The sequence below is a fragment of the Streptomyces sp. PA03-1a genome, from assembly GCF_033792805.1.
Classification (GTDB): domain Bacteria; phylum Actinomycetota; class Actinomycetes; order Streptomycetales; family Streptomycetaceae; genus Actinacidiphila.
Genome location: NZ_JARAVO010000483.1, coordinates 1 through 1089 on the forward strand (window position 1 = coordinate 1; position 1089 = coordinate 1089).

The window sequence follows — 1089 nt, forward strand, 5'->3', positions numbered from 1 at the left end:
TCTCTCTTGCACCCTCCTCTTCTTCTATTTCTCTGCTTGCTGCTTTTTTTTTTTTCAAACGAAAGAGGGCCACCGGTGTTTGAGAAGGTCTCTGGGGTCGGGGAAGTGTTTAAAAGACACGTTCCGCACCCGCACGCCCACGGCCGCGGTCACGCCCGCGGCCCCTGGCTCCCGTTCCCGGCGACCGCCCCCGGTCACGCCGTCGGCGCCCCGGGCGGCACCGGCCCGCTCGGCTGAGCCTCCCCCGGGGCCCGCCCGGGGACCCGTACCGTGGGCGTCCTACGGAAGCGAGGGCACCGGGGCATGGGTGACAACAAGCGCCAGGACCGCCTGCCGCGCGGCATGTACGAGCGGGAACTGCTGCGGCTGCAGGTCGAGTTGGTCAAGCTGCAGGAGTGGGTCCGGGCCGGCGGGCACAGGCTCGTCATCGTCTTCGAGGGACGCGACGCGGCCGGCAAGGGCAGCACGATCAAGCGGGTGACGGAACACCTCAACCCCCGCATCGCGCGCATCGCGGCGCTCCCCGCGCCGACCGAACGCGAGCGCACCCAGTGGTACTTCCAGCGCTACGTCGACCATCTGCCGGCCGGCGGGGAGATCGTGCTGTTCGACCGGAGCTGGTACAACCGCGCCGGTGTGGAGCACGTGATGGGCTTCTGCACCCCCGAGGAGCACGTGCGCTTCCTGCACCAGTGCCCGATCTTCGAACGGCTGCTGATCGAGGACGGCATCATCCTGCGCAAGTACTGGTTCTCGGTCAGCGACGCCGTGCAGGAGCAGCGGTTCCGGACCCGCCTGGAGGACCCGACCCGGCGCTGGAAGCTGTCGGGGATGGACCTGGAGTCCATCACTCGCTGGGAGGCGTACTCCCGCGCCAAGGACGAGATGTTCGTGCACACCGACATCCCCGAGGCCCCCTGGTACGTCGTGGGCAGCGACGACAAGCGCGCGGCCCGCATCAACATGATCGCCCACCTGCTCGCCGGCACGAGGGGCCCGAGTGGTGTCACTGCCCCAAGGTCGCCGCGTGGTCCGGGACGTAGGTCTGCAGGTCGCGGGGCGGGCGCTGGTAGCCGGTCGACTCGGGGC

At 69.0% G+C, this 1089-nt stretch carries 1 protein-coding gene; it reads left to right on the top strand.

Features of this window, described 5'->3' with window-relative positions; genetic code table 11:
- Positions 1–303: 303 nt before the first annotated feature.
- Positions 304–1089, top strand: a 786-nt coding sequence (ppk2, locus tag PV341_RS45050) for a polyphosphate kinase 2 (RefSeq protein ID WP_500361040.1), incomplete at its 3' end; no start/stop codon positions are given.